Annotated in this window: 16 protein-coding genes; 9 read left to right on the top strand and 7 right to left on the bottom strand. The window is 70.7% G+C overall.

The window, feature by feature from the left end; genetic code table 11:
- Nucleotides 1-94: 94 nt before the first annotated feature.
- Complete coding sequence (locus OG210_RS03135) at nucleotides 95-1141, top strand: hypothetical protein (protein ID WP_328332620.1); 1047 nt, start codon at nucleotides 95-97, stop codon at nucleotides 1139-1141.
- 190 nt (nucleotides 1142-1331) lie between these two features.
- On the opposite strand, the gene OG210_RS03130 is transcribed toward OG210_RS03135, so the two are convergent.
- Entirely contained in the window at nucleotides 1332-2393 is a 1062-nt protein-coding gene (locus OG210_RS03130; RefSeq protein ID WP_371534932.1) for an LCP family protein, read from the bottom strand.
- A gap of 292 nt (nucleotides 2394-2685) precedes the next feature.
- Between OG210_RS03130 and OG210_RS03125 the strand changes: the two genes are divergently transcribed.
- From OG210_RS03125 to OG210_RS03105, 5 genes are all read left to right on the top strand, one after another.
- Complete coding sequence (locus tag OG210_RS03125) at nucleotides 2686-4251, top strand: hypothetical protein (RefSeq protein WP_371534931.1); 1566 nt, start codon at nucleotides 2686-2688, stop codon at nucleotides 4249-4251.
- A gap of 260 nt (nucleotides 4252-4511) precedes the next feature.
- Nucleotides 4512-6665: a hypothetical protein gene (locus OG210_RS03120; RefSeq protein WP_328332626.1), complete on the top strand. Its 2154-nt coding sequence runs from the start codon at nucleotides 4512-4514 to the stop codon at nucleotides 6663-6665.
- 38 nt (nucleotides 6666-6703) lie between these two features.
- The gene (locus OG210_RS03115) at nucleotides 6704-7519 is read left to right on the top strand and encodes a rhamnogalacturonan acetylesterase (protein ID WP_328332628.1); all 816 of its coding nucleotides are present in this window, start codon (nucleotides 6704-6706) and stop codon (nucleotides 7517-7519) included.
- The gene (locus OG210_RS03110; RefSeq protein WP_328332630.1) at nucleotides 7516-8343 is read left to right on the top strand and encodes an Ig-like domain-containing protein; all 828 of its coding nucleotides are present in this window, start codon (nucleotides 7516-7518) and stop codon (nucleotides 8341-8343) included. The genes OG210_RS03115 and OG210_RS03110 overlap by 4 nt, the downstream gene beginning before the upstream one ends.
- A 42-nt stretch (nucleotides 8344-8385) precedes the next feature.
- Nucleotides 8386-10002 (top strand): glycosyltransferase family A protein, encoded by a 1617-nt coding sequence (locus OG210_RS03105; RefSeq protein WP_328332632.1) that lies wholly within the window; start codon nucleotides 8386-8388, stop codon nucleotides 10000-10002.
- Between the two features lie 125 nt (nucleotides 10003-10127).
- On the opposite strand, the gene OG210_RS03100 is transcribed toward OG210_RS03105, so the two are convergent.
- Nucleotides 10128-10745, bottom strand: a complete 618-nt coding sequence (locus tag OG210_RS03100) for an anti-sigma factor domain-containing protein (protein ID WP_328332634.1) — start codon at nucleotides 10743-10745, stop codon at nucleotides 10128-10130.
- Nucleotides 10746-10776: 31 nt separating this feature from the next.
- A complete protein-coding gene (locus tag OG210_RS03095; RefSeq protein ID WP_328332636.1) occupies nucleotides 10777-11334 on the bottom strand; it encodes a sigma-70 family RNA polymerase sigma factor in 558 nt (185 codons plus the stop codon).
- A gap of 198 nt (nucleotides 11335-11532) precedes the next feature.
- Between OG210_RS03095 and OG210_RS03090 the strand changes: the two genes are divergently transcribed.
- The 3 genes from OG210_RS03090 to OG210_RS03080 are packed head-to-tail and all read left to right on the top strand — an operon-like array spanning nucleotide 11533 to nucleotide 13836.
- The gene (locus tag OG210_RS03090; RefSeq protein ID WP_328332638.1) at nucleotides 11533-12054 is read left to right on the top strand and encodes a hypothetical protein; all 522 of its coding nucleotides are present in this window, start codon (nucleotides 11533-11535) and stop codon (nucleotides 12052-12054) included.
- A gap of 16 nt (nucleotides 12055-12070) precedes the next feature.
- Nucleotides 12071-13207 carry a catalase family peroxidase gene (locus OG210_RS03085; RefSeq protein ID WP_371534930.1) on the top strand — a complete coding sequence of 379 codons (1137 nt, stop codon included), beginning with the start codon at nucleotides 12071-12073 and terminating at the stop codon, nucleotides 13205-13207.
- Nucleotides 13204-13836, top strand: coding sequence for a cytochrome b (locus OG210_RS03080; RefSeq protein WP_371534929.1), 633 nt, complete (start codon nucleotides 13204-13206; stop codon nucleotides 13834-13836). Before OG210_RS03085 ends, OG210_RS03080 begins: the two co-directional genes overlap by 4 nt.
- A gap of 161 nt (nucleotides 13837-13997) precedes the next feature.
- Here OG210_RS03080 and OG210_RS03075 read toward each other — a convergent pair whose 3' ends face one another.
- The 4 genes from OG210_RS03075 to OG210_RS03060 all read right to left on the bottom strand — a co-directional run bounded on the left by OG210_RS03075 (nucleotide 13998) and on the right by OG210_RS03060 (nucleotide 22363).
- On the bottom strand, nucleotides 13998-15029 hold the full coding sequence (locus OG210_RS03075; RefSeq protein ID WP_371534928.1) for a signaling protein: 1032 nt from the start codon (nucleotides 15027-15029) through the stop codon (nucleotides 13998-14000).
- A gap of 179 nt (nucleotides 15030-15208) precedes the next feature.
- The gene (locus tag OG210_RS03070; RefSeq protein WP_371534927.1) at nucleotides 15209-17341 is read right to left on the bottom strand and encodes a 3-hydroxyacyl-CoA dehydrogenase NAD-binding domain-containing protein; all 2133 of its coding nucleotides are present in this window, start codon (nucleotides 17339-17341) and stop codon (nucleotides 15209-15211) included.
- Nucleotides 17338-18564, bottom strand: coding sequence for an acetyl-CoA C-acyltransferase (locus OG210_RS03065; protein WP_328332649.1), 1227 nt, complete (start codon nucleotides 18562-18564; stop codon nucleotides 17338-17340). Before OG210_RS03065 ends, OG210_RS03070 begins: the two co-directional genes overlap by 4 nt.
- 181 nt (nucleotides 18565-18745) lie before the next feature.
- Nucleotides 18746-22363 (bottom strand): beta-galactosidase, encoded by a 3618-nt coding sequence (locus OG210_RS03060; protein ID WP_371534926.1) that lies wholly within the window; start codon nucleotides 22361-22363, stop codon nucleotides 18746-18748.
- Nucleotides 22364-22442: the final 79 nt, after the last annotated feature.

Here is a 22442-nt window from a genome sequence, read left to right as displayed (position 1 = left end):
GCTCGGGCAACCGCCGCTCTCACCGCTCTCACCAGGCGGAATGTTATTCTCAGCGGTACCGTTCGACCGGTTGAGGGAAAGCTGGCAGCCAGCCATGTCGTCGCGTTCCGCACAGGCCGCAGGCCCCGCCACGAGCTGCTGGCTGCTGCGGGGCAAGGACGGCAGCCTCAGCGCGTACGCCCCCGCGGACGGCGGTCTGCTCCGCTGGACCGAACAGCGGCCCGGCGGGCCCGACTGGACGGGGCCCCATTTCATCGAGGCCCCCGGCCTCACCCACGCCACGCTGGCCCAGGGCCCGGACAGCTATGTCCATCTGATCACCCGGCGCACCACCGCCAAGGGTGTCGAGCTGATGCACACGACGCAGTACCAGACGGGCCGGCCGTTCGGCCCCTGGCACTCCCTCGGCAACCCGCACAAGGAGCAGGACCGCGCACGCGCGGTCGGGGCCCCGGCGGCTGCGGTCGGCGCCGACGGCCGGGTCCATGTCTTCGTACGCAACGCGGCCGGCGGTGTCAGCCTGCGCAGACAGGGCAACTCCGGCAAGTGGGAGGGGTGGAAGGACCTGAAGGGCAGTCACCTCCTGGACGCGATGCCCGCGGCGGTCGCCGTCGGCGACCGGGTCGAGCTGCTGGTCCCCGCCGTTGAGCAGCTGTCGCGCTGGTACCAGGAGGAGCCCGGCGGCGACTTCACCGAAGCGGAACCGTATCCGGCGACGGCCGCCGCCGGATCCGTCACCGGCCTGTGCACCGCGGACGGCCGCGCCACGTACTACGGCTGCGCCCCGGGCGGCGCCGGGGTGACCGCGCACCGCGAGGGCGCCGGCGCGCTGGCGCTGGGCGGCGCGCCGGACGGCGGTCCGGTTGCCGTGCTGCGCACCTCCATAGAGGGCTATGACTGCACGGTCCTCGCCTACCGCGCCAGGAACGGCCGCCCGGCCATCGCGGCCTGCCCGACCGAGGGCGAGGCGGACGGCCTGTGGTGGACGGAGACCGGCGAGCCGTCGGTCGGCGCGCCCGCGCTGGCGGTGGACGGGGAGGGGCGGGTGGTGCTCGCCGCCATCGCCGATGACGGCACACTGCGGGTGGCCCGGCAGAAGGCGGAACCGGGCCTCGCACTGGCGGCGTGGACCAGGGCCTGAACTTCCGGTCCTGCGGCGGGTGGTACCCGGGGCAGGTGGTTCCCGGAACAGCCGGTCCGGCGGTCGGCTCGCGGGCCTGATTCCGGCACGGGCCGCTGGAGGCGGGGCCGTACCGGAATCAGAACGGGAATCAGCCCGGAAGCAGAACTGGATCAGGACCGGTCCGTACGGATCCGGGCCGCACCAGTCATCAACCGCCGTGCGCCGGGGACTTCTTCGCCGACGCGGGGATCTCCGTGTCCGTGTGGATGGCCTTCCACAACTGCGTGGCCTGCGGCTCGGCCGCCACCACCCGGTTGGGGTCGACCTTGTCGTACTGCACCGGGAGCATGATCGTCTCCATGGTGTCCGGGTTGACGCCCTTCATGCTGCGGGCGAACTCCGCCAGCTTGGTGAGCGACGCCAGATCCGAGTCGGTGGTCAGCGACTTGGTGGCGGAGTTGGCGATCTTGTACGTCTTGGCGGGGCTGCCCAGCACGTCCTGCTTCTGCACTTCGCTCAGCAGGTCGAGCAGGAACTGCTGCTGGAGCCCTATCCGGCCCAGGTCGCTGCCGTCGCCTATGCCGTGCCTGGTCCGTACGAACTCCAGCGACTGGGTGCCGTTCAGCTTCTGCGGACCCGCCTTGAGGTCGAGGCCGCTGGCACCGTCGTGGATGTCCTGGGGGACATTGACGGTCACGCCGCCGAGCGCGTCGACGAGGCCCTTGAACCCGGCGAAGTCGACCTCCATGTAGTGATCGATCCGTACATGGGACATCTGCTCCACGGTCTTCACCACACAGGCCGGACCGACCTGTGAGTAGACCGAGTTGAACATGACCCGGTTCGCGGAAGGCATCGACGAGCCGTCCGACTTGGCGCACTCGGGCCGGGTCACCAGGGTGTCGCGCGGGATACTCACCGCGGTCGCCCTGCTGCGCCCCTCGGGCACGTGGATCACCAGCGCGGTGTCGGAGCGGGCGCCGCTGACGTTGCCGCCGGCTATCTTCCCGTTCTCCCCGGCGCGTGAGTCGGATCCAAGGACCAGCAGGTTCTGCCCGGTTGTGGGCAGTTTCTCCGGACGGTCCTTGCCGAGCGACTTGTTGATGTCGACGCCCTTGATATTGCCGTTCAAGTTGCTGTACAGCCACCATGCGGTCCCGCCCGCGGCGAGCAGCAGCACCAGGAGTACGAGCAGAACGATGCGGAGCCCACGACGGCGCTGCCGGGGGGCTTTGCGCGAGTGGGGCGGGGTGGCGGTGGCCTGAGTCATGCCGTAGTTGTCCTCTGGTCCCGGTAATCGGCTTTGTGGCGGAGTGACGACCGCGTCTGGCATGGGGGGACTGGCGGTCGGTCGAGTGCGACAGCGCATAAAAGAAGGGGGGTGTCGTTGCCGCCGGTTTGAATTGGCACCAGAGCATATAGGCAATTGTGTGCTTCTTGTGTGCGTCTATCGTGCTGGTGTGCGTGAGAGCCTGGCGGGCGGCCGCCCGACCCGGAGGTTGTCCGGCAGGCTCCAAGGGGCGGGTACCGCGGACTCCGCGGCGGAAGGGAGCGACAGCGCGATGGTGGCATCAACCGGACCCCGTGCCGAGGAGTACGGGCGGCGGGACCCGCGGGCCGCGGGGCCGGCCGGGGCCCGGCAGGCGGGCGCGGTGCTGCTCGTCGCGGCCACACCCGCCGACGCGGCCGACCTGCTCGCCGGTACGGGCGGTCCCGGCGAGGTCACCGTGGTCTGCCTGGAGAGCGGGGGACCGCAGGAGCGGCAGCTGTTCGAGCGGGCCGTGTCCGACGCCGTACGGCAGGGCCGGCGGGTCCAGGCAGAGCCCCGCGTCCTCGCGTCGCGCGACGACAGTACGCGGGCGGTCCTGGCCGAACTCCGCACCGTACGACCGGTGCTGGTCATCACCACGGGGCCCGACGCACCGTCCGGAGCTCCCGCTGTGGACCCGGGTGCGGAGCAGCGCCGCAGCGCCGCCGCGTGCGCCGCTCTCCGGGCGGCCGATGCCTACCAGCGCGAGAGCGGCCGGCCCCTCCTCGTCGACTGCCGGGCCCCGGCGCTGCCCGGCGCGTCCGGCACGGCGCTCCGCCCCCGGTACGCGCCGCCCGGCACCTGGCTGATCAGGGGCAACGACGGCCGTCTCTCCGGCTATCTGCCTACCGCGGGAGCGGTGCTGCGCTGGACCGAGGGTGTGAGCGGCGGGTGGTCGGGCCCCGAACGGCTCGAAGCGCCGGGCCTGTTGCCGGGCCTGACCGTGGTCCAGGGACCGGACGGCTATGTACGCCTGGTCGGCCTGCGCCGCACCGAGGGCCGCGGCGGCGCGGTCACCGTCGACGTCGTGTGCGCGACCCAGTACCAGACGGGGCGTCCGGCCGGACCGTGGCACTCGCTGGGCAACCCGCACCGTGCCGAACCGCAGCGGGGCCGCCATGTCGGTTTCCCCGTGGCCGCGTTCGACGACGACGGGACGCTCCACGTCTTCATCCGCAACGACGAGCACACCGTGAACACCCGCCACGAGAAGCCCAACGGTTCGTGGTCGTCCTGGCAGCATCTGCGGGGCACGAAGACCGCCGACGAGCTGGTGGCCCTCCGGGTGCCGGACGGCAGGGTGGAGCTCTTCGCCCGGCTGCGGGACGTCCCCGGGACGGCGCGCTGGAGCCGGACGGGGCGCGACGGCGCCTGGGCCGTGGACACCGGGGCCAACGTCCATGCCGCGGCGGACAGTCTGGCGCCCGCGCCGGAGAGCGGCGCACTGCGCTACCGGTACGCGGGGACCGGCGAGCTCTGCCAGTGGCAGTGGAACGCCCCCGGCCCCGTGGCGCTGCAGAGCTCCGACGCGATGGGCAGGGTCACCGGTGCGACCGGTGTCGACATCGGCGGCTGGGCCTGTACCGTGCTGGTCTCCACCGACGCGCACGGATACTGCCTGGCCGGCTTCCATGTCGACGGACGGCCCGATTCCGGTGTGTGGTGGTCGGGTACCGAGCAGTGGTGCCTGGTTCCGCCGGCCCTGGTACGGGACCGGCTCGGCCGGATCACGATCGCTGCGCTCGGGCCCGACGCCCGGCTCGCCGTCACGCGGCAGATGTCGGGCGGACAGGGGCTGGATCTCGGCCCCTGGGCGTAGTGGGGCCTGGTACCGGCGTCCGGACAGCCTGCGGGCACAGCCGGAACCTACCGATACGTAACGTACTGGTGGCTTGTCCCGATCTTTGATCCGGGTACTATTCTGACCCCAGGTAAAGCTCAGGTTAACGTTTGGGTGGGGCCCCCTGAAGCTTTGCCGTCACTGTGGTGCCGCTTCGCGTCCGCGCTCTGTCGCGCACGCATGCCCTGGGGGGAGATGCGGGTCCGGGTGTGCGTTGTGCCGATGAGAAGAGGACGAGATTGATAGCCGCACTGATCCGGCATGCCGAAATAGCCAAGGGCAAGAACGTCCTTGTCCTGTTCCTGCTGCTGGCGAGCTACTTCGGCATGCTGGTCTCGGGCGCCCTCGGTCTCCTCTGGGTCTTCACGGCGGCCCTGCTCCTCAGCTACGCGACCGACTTCTACCTGCACCGCGCCGAACCGGACCTGATCCGCTTCCTCGGCAAGCTCAAGTGGGGCCTCAGCATCCGTGTACTGACACGGGAACTCGGCATGCTGGTGCTGCTGCGGGACACCGTCGGTGACGACCGCGACATCTTCACGGTGGTCTTCCTCGGCTTCGCCGCCGTGCACTCGCTGCGCCTGCTGTACACGTTCCTCTGCATGTTCATCAAGCGCCGCCGTGCGCTCCCGGTGCGCGTGCGCAACCTCGATCTCAGCGCCCTGAACATGCCGGAGCCGCCGCCCCCGATCGCCTTCAAGTCCTACGAGCGGAAGCTGCTCCACCTGGACAGCGCGGTCATCGCCGGCGCCATCGCATCCCGCGCCACGCATGTGATCGGCTTCTGTGTCCTCGGCGGCGCGCTGGCGGTGACCGTCGCCGTCCTCGGCATGGTGATCCTGCTGCCGACCATCAGGCAGTGCCGCCGGGTGCCCAGCCATGAGCGCACCTTCCGCATCCTGAACAAGCAGGTCGCCAAGTACCGCCCCGAGGTCGTCCTCTACTTCACCTACGCGGCCGGCGCGCGTGACTCCGCCTACCAGGTCAACATGTGGCTGGAGACCCTCTCCCGGCTCGGCAGGCGGCCGTTGATCGTGCTCCGCGAGGTCACCACGCTGCGCTTCCTCGCGTACACCTCGCTGCCGGTCGTCTGCCTCCCGAAGGCCGACGACCTGAGCCTGCTCGAACTGCCCGAGGTCCGGGTGATCCTCTATCCGGCGAATGCGGGCAAGAACGTCCACATGCTGCGGGTGGCCGAGGCCAAGCACGTCTTCATCGGACACGGCGACAGCGACAAGCTGGCCAGCAGCAACCGGGTGAGCAAGGTCTACGACGAGATATGGACGGCGGGCCAGGGCGGCGAGGAGCGCTACCAGCGGCTCCGCGGCACCATCCCCGGTTCCGCCCTCGTGCCGGTGGGCCGCCCGCAGCTCAGCGCGGTCGAGTCGGTCTCGGCCCGGCCGCACGGCCGGATGACCACCGTGCTGTACGCGCCCACCTGGGAGGGGTGGACCGCCGACCCGTTCCACACCTCGCTCATCCTGATGGGCGAGAAGCTCATCCGGATGCTGCTGAACCAGCAGGAACCGGTCCGGATCCTCTACAAGCCGCACCCGTTGACGGGCAAGCGGTCGGCCGAGGCGACCCGGGTGCACCGGCGCATCATGGCGCTCCTCGAAGCCGACAACGCCAAACGCGACCGCACCAGGGAAGGCCGGAACTCCCGCGCATCGCAGGCGGGCGGCGACAAGAAGCTGGCCGGCCTGGAGAGCCGGATGGCCCGGCTGAAGGCATGGACCGTGGTCGGGGTCTACGGCCTCTGGCACAAGGACAGGTCCATGCTCGCCCGGCCACCGAAGGAGACCTGGGAGGAGCTGCAGGCCCAGTGGCACGAGACCTTCTGGGCCGCGGGCGGCGGTGAGCGCCACCAGGTGGTCACCGGGCAACTCCCGTCCCTCTACAGCTGTTTCAACGAAGCCGACATGCTGATCAGCGACATCTCCAGCGTCGTGTCCGACTTCGTGGCGAGCGAGAAGCCGTACGCGGTCTCGAACCCGTCCGACTCGGACCCCGAGCTCTTCAAGCAGCTGAACCCCGCGGCGTCCGCCGCGTACATCCTCGGCCCGTCCTGCGAGGAGCTCGCCGTCTGCGTCGAGGCCGCACGCTCCGGCGGCCGGGACCGGCTGGCCGGGCACCGGGAGCACCTCAAGCGCTATCTGCTCGGCGACGGGGACTCCATGGTCCGGTTCAACGACGCGGTGAACCAGCTGTTCGCGCGGGGCATCGCCGAATTCCCGGCCGGGGACACCGCGGAGCCGATCCTCGCCAACCCGTTCACCCGGGGGACCGCCGCCGTACCGGAACAGCCGCTGGAGTCCACCGCGCCCCTCCCGCAGCTGGGCTGGATCGGGCAGCAGCTCGGGCCGCAGGAATCGATGGAACAGTACTTCTGACCTGTGGGCGGTGACACGATCTGATGGAGGGTACGGCGATGTACGGGCAGGAGATGCCCCGCAGGCGGATGTTCGTCACGGGCGATTCCACGGTGGTGACGCGATCCGTCGACTACCTCCCGATGGCAGGCTGGGGGCAGACGCTCCCGCTGTTCCTCGGCCCGGCGGTGGAGGTCGTCAACTGCGCACGTGCGAAGGCGAGTTCCCGGAGCTTCTACGACCGGGGCCGCTTCCAGTGGATCCGCGAACGGGCCGCCCCCGGTGACTACGTACTGATCAGCTTCGGGCAGGTCGACTGGGAGCCGGAGGAGGGCCTGCACACCGAGCCCTTCGAGGCGTACCAGCAGTACCTCCGGCAGATGGTGCACCTCACCAGGGAGGCGCAGGCGCACCCCGTCCTCGTACTCACCCACGAGCGGCGCAAGTTCGACGCGTACGGCAATCTGCGGCGCTTCCTGCGCACCTACCCGATGGCCATGCGGGAGGTCGCCCAGGAGCTGTCCGTACCGCTCGTCGATCTCTACGCCCAGAGCATGGCCTGGTGGGAGGAGCTCGGCAGCGACGCCGCCAGGGAGCTCTTCGCGCATCTGCGGCCGTACGAGAACCCCGTCGCCAACCTCAAGGGCGCGGACGACACCCATCTGCGCGCCGAGGCGGCGGTGGAGTGCTCGCGCTTCATCGCCCGCGCCCTGCGGGACCAGGGGCTCGTCCCCGCGTCCTGGGTGCACAGCCTCGACCGGTCGGACTTCACCACCGACGAGATGGGCTGGCTGGACACAGCGACGTTCAACCGGCTGACCAAGGAGCGAGTGGCGCAGGTGCCGGGCGAGGCACGGATAGGAGCCGGGCGATGACCTTCCTGCTGGGCGTGGTCCGCATCCAGGAACCCGGCTTCCCGGACAGCGCGACGCAGGCGGCCGTGCACTGCGACGCGCACCCCCTGGCCTCCGTCGCTCCCGGGCAGACCGTCCGGATCGCCCTCACGGTCCAGGCGGGCCCGGGCATCGGACATGCCTACGGCTACCTCGCCGAGGACTCCTTCGCCGGGGCCGCGGACGTGGTGGGGGTCCACGGGGCCGAGTACTCCTCCCTGCTGCGGCACTACCGGGCCCGCGCCGACGGCGGCGGTTCGGGGACCGCCGTGCTGACCCTGCGGATCCGCCAGGACAGTACGGAGCACGCGCTGCGTCCGGCGGTCGCCGTCGCGATCCCCGGCCGGGACCCCCGCAGACTGCTGCGCACCGAACCGCTGGCCGACCAGGGCGTGCGGATCCGGGGCTTCTCCGCCCCCGGCCGCGCCCTGAACGTCTCCGAGCACGCCGCGTACGCGCCCGCGCTCGTCGACGTACGGGACGGCCTGCCGCAGGGCACGGTCCTGGTGGGACACAGCCAGCCGCGCTCCGGGCAGGTGACCGTCACCCACGACGGCGTCCTGGCATTCCAGGCGGCTCCGGGGGCGGTGGGCTACGACCACTTCCAGTACGCCGTACAGTCGCCGTCGGGGGAGCGGGCCGAGGGCCGGGTGGTCATCCACATCGGTGATCTCTCCGAAACCCCGGGGCTGCTGACCCCGCCCGGTTTCAACGGGGCCGGCACCACAGCGCACGCACCCTGGACGCAGCCGAACATCCACGGTGCGCTGCCCTGGCCGCACGAGGGCGCGGCGCTCCCCGGCTGAACCGCGCCCCGCTCGCACCACCCCCGTACGCAATGAAGTCTGGTGATCAGCGTCGTGAACCCCGTGTCCATCCACCCCAAGGAACAGCCCGACGTCAGCGTGGTCGTCGACGTGGCCGACGCCGTCGGCCGGATCGGCGGCTGCCTCGAATCGGTGCTGGCCCAGGGCGACGACGGATTCCTGGTGGAGGTGCTGGTCCTCGACCGCGGCTCCCAGGACGGCACCCGCGAGGCGCTCCAGCAGTGGGCGGCCCGGTACCCGGCGCTGAAGTGCTCGTCCGCGCCCACCGCGACGGACACTCCGGCGCAGGCGCGCAACGCGGGCATCGAGCAGTCCACCGGCCGTCATCTTCTGTTCCTCAGCGGCACGGACCGGCTCGCCCCCGGCGCGCTGAAGGCCATGGTCCGGGCGGCCGACGAGAACGACGCCGATGTCGTACTCGGCAAGGTGGCGGGCCTGGACGGGCAGAAGGTCGGCACCTCCATGTTCACCCGGAGCGTGGCCGACGCCGATGTCGCGACCTCGCGCGTGTACTGGTCGCTGAGCGCCGACAAGCTGTTCCGCCGCTCGCTGGTGGACCGCTGCGGACTGCGCTTCCCCGAGGACTGGTCCCTCGGCGACGACCAGGCGTTCACCGCGCTGGCCTATCTCTACGCGGACCGGATCTCCGTCGTCGCCGGACAGGTCTGCGTCGAGCAGGCCCGCCGGGTCGCCGGGGTGAACACCTCCCGGTTCAGCGGTTCCCTCGCCGACCGGATGGCGCTCACCCGCCGGATGGTCTCCCTCGTCACGGAACGGGTCCAGCCGGGCCCCCTCCGGGACCAGCTGCTCGCCCGCCACTTCGAGCTGGAGCTCGGCAAGGCCACCGGGTCCGCCTATCTGGCATGCGAGGACCACGAGTTGCGGCTGGCCGCGCTCACCGAATGCCGTGGACTGCTCGAACTCCACGCGGGCCAGGAGGTGTTCCGGAAGCTGCCCCGGCCGCTCTCGGTACGCCTGGAGCTGATCCGCCGGGGCCTGTTCGCCGAGGCCGAGCGGATGATCGCGTTCGAGCAGGGCAAGGAGAAGGCCGCCCTGCTGGTGGAGGAGGGGCGCGCCTTCCGTAGGTACCCCTTCTTCCGGGACCCCGAAGTGGGGCTGCCCGACGCGTACTTCGAGATCACCCACACCCTGCGGGCCAAGCACCGGCTGACCCGGCTGAGCTGGTCGGGCACCGTGCTCAGGGTGCACGGCCACTGCTACATCGAGCAGTTGCCGACCCGTGATCCGGCCGTCCGGGTGGTGCTGCGCGAGCGCGCGAGCGGCGCTGAGTACCGCTTCCGCGTCTACTCCACGCCCACCCCCAAGCTCGACGCCGCCACCCGCGCCGACCGTGCGCAGGCCGGGTTCGAAGCGAGGCTCGACCTGTCGGCGGCCGACGGATTCCAGCCCGTCGCCCCCGGGCTCTGGGACCTGTTCCTGCACGTTGCGTACCAGGGGGTGGGCAAGGAGGTGCGGCTCGGCGGGGCCCGCGCGGAGACGGTCACCGACCGGACGCGGCAGGGTGTCGTGGTCGGCCCGGCCGACGCGTCCGGCCTGGAGACGGTCTGCCACCTCTACGCCACGAAGGCCGGGAACCTCACCGCCGAGGTCTCCGCGAGGCGCCCGCTGCCGCAGTGACGCCGCGGTGCGGGCCCCTCAGGTGCGGGTCCCTCAGCGGTCGTTTCGTCCCGTTGTTTCATCCCTGGATGCGCCTTTGACGGGCGCTCCTCGCCGGAAGCCACGGGACTCAAGCGATCACCGACTCACGTGCGCAGCGGCGCGCGCAGCAGGGGGCGCTTGTCGGTCGGGGTGCTGATGCCCAGGGCCATGGCGTCGGGCATGGGAAGTCCGACCGCGAGCTGCATCGACATGGTGTGGGGGCCTCCGGCGATGAAGCTGCCGGCGGGCATGCGGCTGCCGTCGGGCTGTTCCAGCCAGACCATGTACCGCTTGCCCTGCGGCAGGCCGGCGATGTCGAGGTGCACCATCGTGCCCCAGCCCTTGCCCTCGACCGTCGCCGACGCCCGTACGCCGGCGGGCTGGGCGGTGAAGGAGACGGGCCGGCCGTGGGGCGAGGCCGCCTGCTGGGCGACCACGGCTCCTGCCCCGAGGCACACGGCGATCACGGCGGCCGCGAGCATGAGCACCTTGGGGCGGCGGCGCCGGGGCTGCCGCTCCTTGGCGATCTCCGTGAAGATGGCGGTTCGCAGGGAGGCGGGCGGGGCCGGCGGCTGTTCGGCGACCCGGTCGGGGTCGGCCTGGCCCAGTGGTCCGGCCACGCCGCGCAGTTCGCGGAGTTCGGCGCGGCAGTCCGGGCAGCCGTCGAGATGCGCCTGCACCGCCACGGACCGGGTGGCATCCAGCCGCCCGATGGAGTGCATGCCGAGCAGGGTCCGGTGGTGCCGACACTGGTCAGTAGTCACCCTGCCACCCCATTTCCTCCATGACGAGTTTGAGTGCCTTGAGCGCGTAGTAGACGCGGCTGCGGACCGTGCCTTCCGGGATACCCAGTTGGGCCGCCACATCGGCGGCGGGCCGGTCGCGCAGGTAAACCTCTACGAGGACGAAACGGTGCTGGTCGGAGAGCCGGCGCAGGGCCTCCTCCACCTGCAGCCCGACCAGAAGCTGCTCCAGCGGCTGATGGACGGGGGCGTCGGCCGGCGCGGTGTCCTCCGGTTCGGCGTCTGCCGCCTGGGGGCGGGCGGCCCTGGCCCGGTGGGCGTCGATGACGATGTTGCGGCAGATCGAGAAGAGCCAGGTGCGCAACGACGCCGTCGCCGGTTCGTACCGGTCGGCCGACCGCCAGGCCCGCAGAAACGTCTCCTGTACGGCCTCCTCGGCCACCCCCGCATCGCTCAGTGAGCGGCGGGCGAAGGTGAAGAGCTCTCCGGCGTGGTCCTCGTACGCCTCGCGCAGCACCACTTCGTCGTCGAGCCGACCCCTCCGCTTGCGCGAAACCGGCCGCAGCATGGCATCACCTCCGAGGTCATCGTCATATGGCCGGAAGACCGGATCTCAGGGGGTATACGGGCCGTGCCGCAGAAAGCTTCACCCCGTCGCCCGTTCCGTCCATGTGACATGTCGCACACCCGGCGCCCGTGAACGCGCGCCGTGCAGGGCCCGTATCCCCTGTTGCTCGTATTCAACAGACACGGACGGAGAGTTGCGATGTTCAGCTGGACGGTCAGGCGGATGGTGGGCAGGCGGACAGGCGTCGCCCTGGCGACGGCGGCGGGCGGGGCCCTTCTGCTGTCGGCCTGCGGCGGTGGCGGGTCGCAGGAGTCGCAGAAGCCCGAGGGGAAGCCGGTGAAGAAGCCCTCGGCCTCCGCGGAGGCCGGCGGCACGGCGGGGCACGCCGAGTTGGCTTCCCGGAAGACCGGCCTCGGCACTGTGCTGACCGACGGCAAGGGCTTCGCCCTCTACACCTTCGACAAGGATTCCACCGGCACGTCGGCGTGCTCCGGGAAGTGCGCCGACCTGTGGCCGCCGACGGCCGGTACGCCGCACGCCGTCGGCAGCAAGGAACTCCCCGGCACGCTCGGCCACTTCACGCGCGCGGACGGCACCGTCCAGGCCTCCTACAACGGTAAGCCGGTGTACCGCTTCGCGATGGACACCAAGCCCGGCCAGACCAACGGCGAAGGTGTCAAGGGCGCCTGGCATGTCGTCAAGCTCGACGCCGGCAAGTGACGGAGGAAGAGGGAAAGTGAACGAGGACAGCGGGAGGGCCGAGCCCCCTCCCTCATTCCGGCCGCCCCCGACGCCGGCCCTGACCCGGCGCGCCCTGCTCGGGCTCGCCGCGACGGCCGGCGTCGGGGCGGCGAACGTCGGCGCCTTCGCCTACGCCGGCGACCTGTTCCCCGAAGACAGGCTGACCCCCGCCCGTTTCGTCGACCGCTTCGAGCAGGTCGCAGGCAGACACCCCGGGTTCCGGCGCAACCACGCCAAGGGGGTGAGCGTCTCGGGGCACTTCACCGCCAACGGCGACGGAAGCGACGTGTCGAAGGCCGTGGTGTTCGAGTCCGGGCGGACCACCCCCGTGACGGGACGGTTCTCCCTCTCGGGCGGCGCGCCGGATATCGCCGACGCCGGCCTTCTCGTGCGGGGGCTCGGCCTCCTCTTCGCTCTCCCGAACAGCGAGCAGTGGCGCACAGCCATGATCAACACTCCGGTCTTCCCCGACAGCACGCCCGAGGGCTTCTACGAGCGGATCCTCGCGTCCAAACCGCTGCCCGCCACGGGAAAACCCGACCCACGGAAGATGGCCGACTTCCTCGCCGCGCACCCGGAGACTGCCGAGGCGATGGCGTTCAACAGGAGGCACCCGCCCACGTCCGGCTTCGGCGACAGCACCTTCAACGGCCTGAACGCCTTCCGCTTCACCAATGCGGCGGGTGCCACCGTCCCGGTGCGGTGGTCGCTGACGCCACTGCAGCCGGCCGGACCGGGCACGGCGGGCGACGGAGGGGGTGCGGGCAAGGCACCGGACAGGAACTACCTGTTCGACGGGCTGATCTCCAACCTGGCGGAACGCCCCCTGCGCTGGCGGCTGATGCTCACGGTCGGGCGCCCCGGCGACCCCACGCACGACGCCACCCGGCCGTGGCCGCCCGACCGCAGGACGATCGAGGCCGGGACGCTGACCCTCGACGCGGTGCGCACCGAGGCCGAGGGGAATGCCCGCGACATCAACTTCGACCCTCTCGTCCTGCCGGACGGGATCGCGGCATCCGACGATCCGCTGCTCAGCGCCCGTTCGGCGGTCTACGCCCAGTCGTACAGGCGCCGCGCAGGCGAGCCCAAGCAGCCCAGTCCCGTCGACGTATCGAAGGTGCTGCGGTGAACACACCTGTGAACGACCACGCTCGCGAGGATGCTTCCGGAAGTACGGCAGGCGGTGGGACCGACGGCGGCATCGGAGAGGTGGAGGCCCCGCCGAGGTTCGCGCTGTTCTCCCGGCTGCTGCACTGGGCGATGGCGGCGGCAGTGGTCGCCATGCTGTTCATCGGGGTCGCCATAGTGACCTCGCTCGACCACTACGCCGTACTGCGGTCGGTCCACGAGCCACTCGGGGTGCTGATCCTGATCCTCGTCGTGATCCGCTTCATCAACCGCCTGCTGCACCGGCCGCCGCCCCACCCCCCGAGTATGGGCCGGTGGGAACGGCTCGCGGCGACCGGCTCCGAATACCTCATGTACGCCCTGATGTTCGCCCAGCCGCTCGTCGGCTGGGGCATGGTGATGGCGGCCGGTACACCCGTCGAGCTGTACGGGTCGCTGCACCTGCCGACGGTGCTGCCCGCCGGCCAGGACCTGTACGCGGCGCTGCGGGAGACCCACACGGTGCTGGCCTACCTGCTGTTCGCGGTCTTCACCGCCCACATGTGCGCGGTGCTGTTCCACACACTGGTCAGGCGCGACCGGCTGCTCGGCCGCATGGGATTCGGACGCGGCCCCCGGCCGGGTCAATGACCTGTGCGGGGGCACCGCCCCCGCACCCGCCCGTCCGCTGTACGCCGTTCAGCAGGGCGACGCCCACGGCGTTGTCATGCGCCGAAGCCGTCGGCAGGGCAACCGCCTCGACGACGAGGCCCGACACGTCCACGCCAGGCATCTCTTCCTGCCCGGGTCCGTCACGCCCGGCCGCACGAGTGGATCGCCAGCATCCTGGCCCGCGAGCTGCCGGTCGCGAAGCCCACACAGAGCCGGGGGCCGCCCGCCAGCCTGACGGCGAGCCCTTCCGGCTCCCGGTAGGCGAGGTCCGCCGCCACGGTGATCCGTCGCGGAGCGGGCACCGGGCCGCCGCTCAGGCCGATCGCGGTGACCCGGGTATTGCCCCCGGAGACGGCCGGGTTGGCGCCGGACGCCCGGGTGTACGGGTTGCCCGCGAGCTGGTACACCCGGTCCCCGTACAGCACGCACCCCTGGAACGTCTCGGCCGCGCCGCGTCCCCGCTGGGGCACGGTGTGCAGCGGCTCGTAGCGGCCCGCGAGGAAGTCGGCCATGGCGTACACCGCGTACCACTGCTGCCGTCTCCCGTACGCCGGGACCGTCCAGTAGCTCACCATCACCCGCCGCGCGGCCATGTCGACACTCGGCTGGTTGGCCAGTGAGCCGGGCACCGGGCGGTGGTGGCGCAGACCGGGGTGGTCGCTGTCGAGCACAGCGCCGTCCCGGAACGGGAACCGGGTGACGGCCCGCCCGTACCCGGTCGCCGGGTCGGCCTGCGACTCCGTCCAGAGGAGCGCGCCGGAAGCCGACGGCTCGACGCCGAGGGAGACACCGTGGCCGAACCCGCGCAGGAACATATGGCCGCTCGGCCGCCCGCCCGCGGACAGCCGCGTCACACAGAGGTCGCCGCGCTTCTCCCGCTCCGCACTCGACAGCCGGTACGGCTCACCGGGCAGCCGCAGACCGCCCTGGGCCAGCTGCACCGCGTAGATGTCGCCCCGGCTGTCGTCGAAGGCGAACGACTGGGGCACCGTGGTCTGGTGCAGCGCGGTGGGGGCCAGGATCTGCGAGCGGTCCGCCGCCTCGAACGTGCCGTCCCCGTGCGCCTGTTGCTCCGCGTACCACCGGCCGCCGGCCAGACCGCCGGCCGCGGCCGCCGCCGAGACGCCCGCCCACAGCGCGGTCCTGCGTGAGTACTTCCGCTGCCGCTCCACGAACCGTCCTGCCCCCCAGCGTCCGCCGTCCGGCAGGTACTCGACTCCCAATCCCCACGAACCCGGGGAAAGGTCATTTTGTCACACCACGACGGCCGCCCCGCAACGGCGAGTGCCCGCCCCGGCATCGCCGGGACGGGCACACACACGACGGGCTCCGGATCTGCGGAGACCCGGGGTCAGACCGGAACGCTCGCCACACCCTGCGCGAGGAACGGCTTGCCGTTCACCCGCTGCGACACACCCTCACGGTCCAGGTACGGCGTGATGCCGCCGAGGTGGAAGGGCCAGCCGGCGCCGGTGATCAGGCAGAGGTCGATGTCCTGGGCCTCGGCCACGACACCCTCGTCCAGCATCAGGCCGATCTCCTGCGCCACCGCGTCCAGGACCCGGTCACGGGTCTGCTCGGCGGTGAGCACCGATGTGCCCTGCTTGAGGAGTGCGGCGACCTCCGGGTCCAGCTCGGGCTTGCCCGACTCGTAGACGTAGAAGCCGCGCTTGCCCGCCTTGACGACGGCGGCCAGGTTCTCCGAGACGGTGAAGCGCTCGGGGAAGGCGCGGTGCAGCGTCTCCGAGACGTGCAGACCGATGGCCGGGCCGACCAGTTCGAGCAGCACCAGCGGGGACATCGGAAGACCGAGCGGCTCCACGGCCTTCTCGGCGACCTCGACCGGGGTGCCCTCGTCGATGACGTTCTGGATCTCGCCCATGAAGCGGGTGAGGATGCGGTTGACGACGAACGCCGGGGCGTCCTTCACCAGGACCGCGGTCTTCTTCAGCTTCCGCGCGACACCGAACGCCGTGGCCAGCGAGGCGTCGTCGGTCTGCTCACCGCGCACGATCTCCAGGAGCGGCAGGATCGCGACCGGGTTGAAGAAGTGGAAGCCGACGACCCGCTCGGGGTGCTTCAGCTTCGACGCCATCTCGGAGACCGAGAGCGACGAGGTGTTGGTGGCGAGGATCGCGTGCGCCGGGGCGACCGCCTCGACCTCCGCGAACACCTGCTGCTTGACACCGATCTCCTCGAAGACCGCCTCGATGATGAAGTCGGCGTCCGCGAAGCCCTCGGCCTTGTCGAGCACACCGCTCACCAGGGCCTTGAGGCGGTTGGCCTTGTCCTGGTTGATACGGGACTTCAGCAGCAGCTTGTCGATCTCGGCGTGGACGTACGAAACGCCCTTGTCGACCCGCTCCTGGTCGATGTCCGTGAGGACGACCGGGACCTCCAGGCGGCGCAGGAAGAGCAGCGCGAGCTGCGAGGCCATCAGGCCCGCACCCACCACACCCACCTTCGTCACCGGACGCGCCAGGTTCTTGTCCGGCGCACCCGCCGGGCGCTTCGCGCGCTTCTGTACGAGGTTGAACGCGTAGATGCCGCTGCGGAGTTCCCCACCCATGATGAGGTCGGCCAGCGCGGCGTCCTCGGCGTCGAAGGCCGCTTGCAGGTCACCGCTCTTGGCGGCGGCGATGATGTCCAGCGCGCGGTACGCGGCCGGAGCGGCGCCGTGCACTTTGGAGTCGGCGATGAAGCGGCCCTTGGCGACGGCCTGGTCCCAGGACTCGCCGCGGTCGACCGCGGGGCGCTCGACCTTGACGTCGCCCTTGAGGACGTTCGCCGTCCAGGTCAGAGACTGCTCCAGGAAGTCCGCGCCCTCGAAGATCGCGTCGGCGATCCCCAGCTCGAAGACCTGCTTGCCCTTCAACTGCCGGTTCTGGTTCAACGAGTTCTCGATGATGACCGAGACCGCACGCTCGGCGCCGATCAGGTTCGGCAGCAGGGCGCAGCCGCCCCAGCCGGGAACCAGACCGAGGAAGACCTCGGGGAGCGAGAAGGCGGGCAACGCCTTGGAGACGGTGCGGTAGGTGCAGTGCAGACCGACCTCGACACCGCCGCCCATCGCGGCACCGTTGTAGTACGTGAAGGTCGGGACCGCCAGGCCGGACAGCCGCTTGAAGACCTCGTGACCGCCCTTGCCGATGGCCAGCGCGTCGTCGTGGTTCTTGAGGAGCTCGACACCCTTGAGGTCGGCGCCGACGGCGAAGATGAACGGCTTGCCGGTGATACCGACACCTACGATCGCGCCTTCGGCCGCCTCCTTCTCCACCTGGTCGATGGCGGCGTTCAGGTTCGCGAGCGAACCCGGGCCGAAGGTGGTCGGCTTGGTGTGGTCGAAGCCGTTGTCCAGCGTGATCAGCGCGAACTTGCCCGCGCCGTACGGCAGATCGAGGTGGCGTACGTGCGCCGACGTGACGACCTCGCCGGGGAACAGCTCCGCTGCACCCTTCAGAAGCTCGGTGGTGGACGTGCTCACTTCTCGCCTCCGGCGTCCTTGTGGTTCGGGTTCTCCCAGATGACCGTGGCGCCCATGCCGAAGCCGACACACATCGTCGTCAGGCCGTAGCGGACCTCCGGCTGCTCCTCGAACTGCCGCGCCAGCTGCGTCATCAGACGCACGCCGGAGGAGGCGAGGGGGTGGCCGTAGGCGATGGCGCCGCCGTACTGGTTGACGCGTGTGTCGTCGTCCGCGATGCCGTAGTGCTCAAGGAAGGCGAGCACCTGGACCGCGAAGGCCTCGTTGATCTCGAAGAGGTTGATGTCCTCGATCGAGAGGCCCGCCTTGGCGAGTGCCTTCTCGGTGGCCGGGATCGGGCCGTAGCCCATGACCTCCGGCTCGACGCCCGCGAAGGCGTAGGAGACGAGGCGCATCCTCACCGGGAGGTTGTGCTCGCGTGCGAAGTCCTCGGAGGCGATGATCGAGGCGGTGGCACCGTCGTTGAGACCGGCGGCGTTGCCCGCGGTGACGCGTCCGTGCGTACGGAACGGCGTCTTGAGCCCGGCGAGGTTCTCCAGGGTCGTCCCGGGACGCATCGGCTCGTCGGCGGTGACCAGACCCCAACCGGTCTCGCCCACCTCGGCGTTGGTGTTGCGTACGGAGATCGGGACCAGGTCCTGCTGGATCTTCCCGTTCGCGTACGCCTTCGCCGCCTTCTCCTGCGAGCGCACGGCGTACTCGTCGGCGCGCTGCTTGGTGATGGTGGGGTAGCGGTCGTGCAGGTTCTCGGCGGTCATGCCCATGAAGAGGGCGGACTCGTCGACGAGCTTCTCGCTCACGAACCGCGGGTTCGGGTCGACACCCTCGCCCATGGGGTGGCGGCCCATGTGCTCGACGCCACCGGCGATGACGGCGTCGTACGCACCGAAGGCGATCGAGCCGGCCGTGGCGGTCACGGCGGTCAGCGCGCCCGCGCACATGCGGTCGATCGAGTAGCCGGGTACGGACTGCGGCAGACCGGCGAGGATGCCCGCGGTCCGGCCAAGCGTGAGGCCCTGGTCGCCGATCTGCGTGGTCGCCGCGATGGCCACCTCGTCGATCTTCGCGGGGTCCAGATCCGGGTTGCGGCGCAGCAGCTCCCGGATCGCCTTCACGACGAGATCGTCGGCGCGGGTCTCGTGGTAGATGCCCTTCGGGCCCGCCTTGCCGAACGGGGTGCGGACGCCGTCGACGAAGACGACGTCCCGGATGGTACGAGGCACGATGGCTCTCCTCCAGGGTGCGGGATGGCACTGCTGCTGCGGGCGCGCCGGAGCGCGCTGCACCAGGCCATGCTACCCACGGGTAACCATGCTGCCCAGTCCCCGGGCCGGGAGCGTCGAAGGTCACACACCGGGCGGGCCCGCGAACGGACCCGCCCGGTGTGCCCCGATGGGTGGGCGCTCAGCCCGTACAGCTCACCGAAGCGGACCCCCAGTCCCCGTGGTCGAGTCCGTTGTCGTCCCCGCCGTCACCGACGACCAGGTCCACCACCTGGGCGCCCGACACGTCGGCGTCGAGTGCGACGGCCGCCTGCTTCCCCCTGAGTACCGGAGTGGTGGCGACCTGTTTTCCGTCGGCCAGCACGGTGAAGGTCACCGAGCCGCCGCCGTCCGTCTCGTCGTCCACCCCGACCGACGCGGTGAAGCGGGTGCAGGCCCCGCCCAGATAGGCGGTGACGTCGCTGTCGGCGTTCGTCCCTATGCCCTTCGCGTACGCCGTGCCCGCGATCGACATCGGCCTGCCGTCCCCGGCCTCCGCCTCACCGTTGGACATGTTGCGTTCGACCGGGCCCCAGCCGTTGGTGGCGGTGAAGTCCAGATCCGCGAGGTCGTGGCTCCCCGCGCCCGGTGCCGGCGGCGGGGTGGCCACCTCCACGGCCGCAGCCGCCGCACCGTGCCCCGCGTACTGCGCCGCCGCGGACAGTACCGCCGACCACGGCTGCGACCCGGCGGGCGCGGTGACCTTCCAGGAGCGGCCCACCGTCCGCCCGGCCCGTACGTCCCCCAGCGGCTGCTTCGCCGCCGGTTCGGCCGTCCATCCCTTTGGCAGCCGCAGGGTGAGCGAGGCATCGCGCGCGGTCGAACCACGCGGTGCGAACGTCGCGTTCACGGTCCCCGTGCCGCCCTGCGCGAGCGTGTCCGGCGCGGTGATCCGTACGTCCGCTGTCGCCTTCGGGTCGTGGTTCACCGCGGCCGACCAGCCCGGCGACGCGATGTCGCCGTACCGCAGCGGCGTCGTGTGGTTCCCGTACGCCTCCAGCGACACCTTGCCGAGTCCGTCCCCGGCCGTGTCCTCGCCGATGACGGCGATGGCGACCGTGTTGTGGCCGTCGGTGCGCAGCATCCCCGGCTGGACCGGGAAGCTGGTCTGCGGCCCGAGGCCGTTGATGTAGAGGCCGACCATCCAGCCGTTGACATACACCATCGCCCGGTAGTTCCTGGTCTTGTCGTCCGAGAATGTCAGCCCCATCGGGACGTCCTGGTCCTTCGGCAGCTTCAGGTCGAATCCGGTCCGGTACCAGGAGACTCCCGGCGCGCCCTTCCGGGTGTCGGGCAGCTGGACACCGGGCCACTTCGCGTCCGGGTAGCCGGGCAGATGCATGCCCTGGCGTTCGCCGTACAGACCACCGGTGTTGAGCGGTCCGCGCACCGGGTCGACGAGGTTCTCGCCGCCGAGCGCGCCCTGGATCCGCCAGCTGATCTGCTTCGCCGAACCCACCAGCCGTACCGAGGTCAGCCCGCGCGGCTGCTTGTGGCCGTCATCGACCGACCAGTCCTGCTCGTGCGCCATGTCGGCGGCCAGCACCGAGAGCACGTTGTCCTTGCCGGGTCTGAGCGTGGCCGGCGGGACGGTGAAGGTGTGCGGGCCCGAGTCGGAGCTGCCCAGATACCTGCCGTTGAGCCAGGCCAGATACGAACCGGCCCTGCCGGTGGTCGCGTTGACCTGTACGGCGCTCTCCGTGCCCCGGGCGGTGAAGTGCCCCCGGTACCAGACGGAGCCCGCGTGGAAGCCGTAGTTGTCGGCGGCCAGGGACTGCTGGTCGGCGGCGCGCCAGGCGGCGTCGTCGAAGCCGGGCTGCGCCTCCGGGGTCTCGCGCTGGTACTTCCAGTTGCCCAGCTTCGGGAGAGTGACCGGCTCCGGTCCCGCGAGGGTGGCCCCGGTGGTGTCCAGGGCGCCATCGGCGGGCTTTCCGTTCCAGGTCACGGCGGTGGCGGGTGCCCCGGTGACGACGTTCAGCTTCGACGCCTTGCCGGTGTCGCCGGTCAGCTTCAGCACGCCGTTCGCGTACGCGCTGGTGCGCAGCAGCTCGGGACCGGAGGCCAGCACCGGACCCTGCGGGGTGTCGAGCCGCCAGTAGGTGTCGGCGGTCGCGTCGTCGGCCAGCAGGAGCAGCAGCGGGGTCTTCGCACCGGGCGGGGTGATGAGCACCTTCGCGAGCCCATCGTGCCGGTAGTCGAGCCGCAGATCGCCGGACTTCGCGTCCCAGCTCTGCTTCACCGTCCCGCCGGTCACCTGTACGTCCGGCTTCGCGGCGTACCGCAGCACGGTCTCGCCGTCCTCCCCGTGACGTCCGTACAGCAGCGCCACGTCGCGCGGCCCGAAGGAGCCGTGCGTCATGATCTCCGAGGTCGAGTACCGCAGTTGCTGATGGTCCATCGCGTAGTCGGAGACCAGCAGTTTGGAGTCGCGCCCGTCGACGGTCAGCGCGGTTCCCGGTTCCTGGGGCACCGAGGGGTAGCCGCCGAGGGCCAGATGCGTGGTGTCCTTCGCCTTGTTGTTGACGTCCTTGTGGCGGACGACGGTGATCCCGGTCCCGTTGTCCGGGTTGCGCCGGTCACGCCGCTGCACGGCCGCGTTGTCCGGCGCCGCCGCAGTCACCTGCCCGGTCTTCGTCAGCGGGGCCACGGACTGCACGAGATACCCCAGCCGCTTGTCGACGAGGTACTTCTCGCTCAGCTGCCGGTCCTCCTGGATCGGCGCGCCGTAGTCGTACGAGCTGTAGACCGCGCCGGGAGAGGGCAGCCAGCCCCAGGAGGTGCCGCCGTACGCCATGTAGAAGTTCTGCATGGTGGCGCCGGACGCGATGTTGTTCTCGTACGCGGCCTTCTCGAAGTCCCCGTCGGTCAGCTGCCGGCACTTGTCGAATCCGGGTCCGCCCCATGGGTCGAAGGACCCGCCCTGGAACTCGGGGAGGAACAGCGGGCTGCCCGCCTTCTTCGCGCCGGAGAGATCGGGCAGCCCGCTCCACTTGTCGGGGCTGGAGCAGTTGAAGCCCTGCGGGTAGGCGTCGGGCCCGTCGATGTCCAGTTCCTTGGCGAATACGCCGCTGTTGTTGCCGGTCAGCGGGACCTTGATCCCGTCGGCGCGCGCCTTGTCCGCGAGGTGCTTGATGTAGGCGTGCCCGTCCGGGGTGTCCTGGTAGTACTCGTTCTCGACCTGATAGGCGATCACCGAACCGGTTCCGTTGGTGAGTTGGTGCCGGGCGATGATCGGGTCGATCTTCGACAGCCACTCGTCGGCGGCGGCCAGGTAGTCCGGCGCGGTCGTCCTGGCCTTGCCCTTCTGGGTGGTCAGCCAGCCGGGAAAGCCGCCGCCGTCGGTCTCGGCGTTGATGTACGGGCCGGGGCGGGCGATGACGTAGATCCCGACTTCCTGGGCGATGTCCAGGAGCTTGTCGACATTGCGGATGCCCTTGAAGTCGTACACCCCGGGCTTGGGGGAGTGGAAGTCCCAGTCGAAGTAGATGGACGTGGCGTTGAACCCGCCCGCCTTCATCTTCTGCAGTACGTCACGCCATGCGTCGGGGCTGGGCAGCCGCCAGTAGTGGAATTCGCCGGACCAGATGGTGAGCGGCCTGCCGTCGATGGTCATGGCGGTGTCGTTGTACCCGACGGTGTGGGCGGCGGCGGGCCTGGCGGTGGCTGTCGCGGGTGCGGCCCGGGCGGCGGTGAGCCCTCCGGTGCTGAGAGCCAGCACGGCGAGGGCGGCGGTGAGAGACCGTCTTAATGACGTGCGCATGTCAGTCCTCTGTTCGCAAGGGCGTTGCTGAAGGAATCTGATGCGTCGCACAGCCTAAAGCTGTTGAAGCGTGTTGGAT

The organism is Streptomyces sp. NBC_00466, assembly GCF_041433995.1.
Classification (GTDB): Bacteria; Actinomycetota; Actinomycetes; order Streptomycetales; family Streptomycetaceae; genus Streptomyces.
This window is presented reverse-complemented; position numbering and strand designations above follow the sequence as displayed.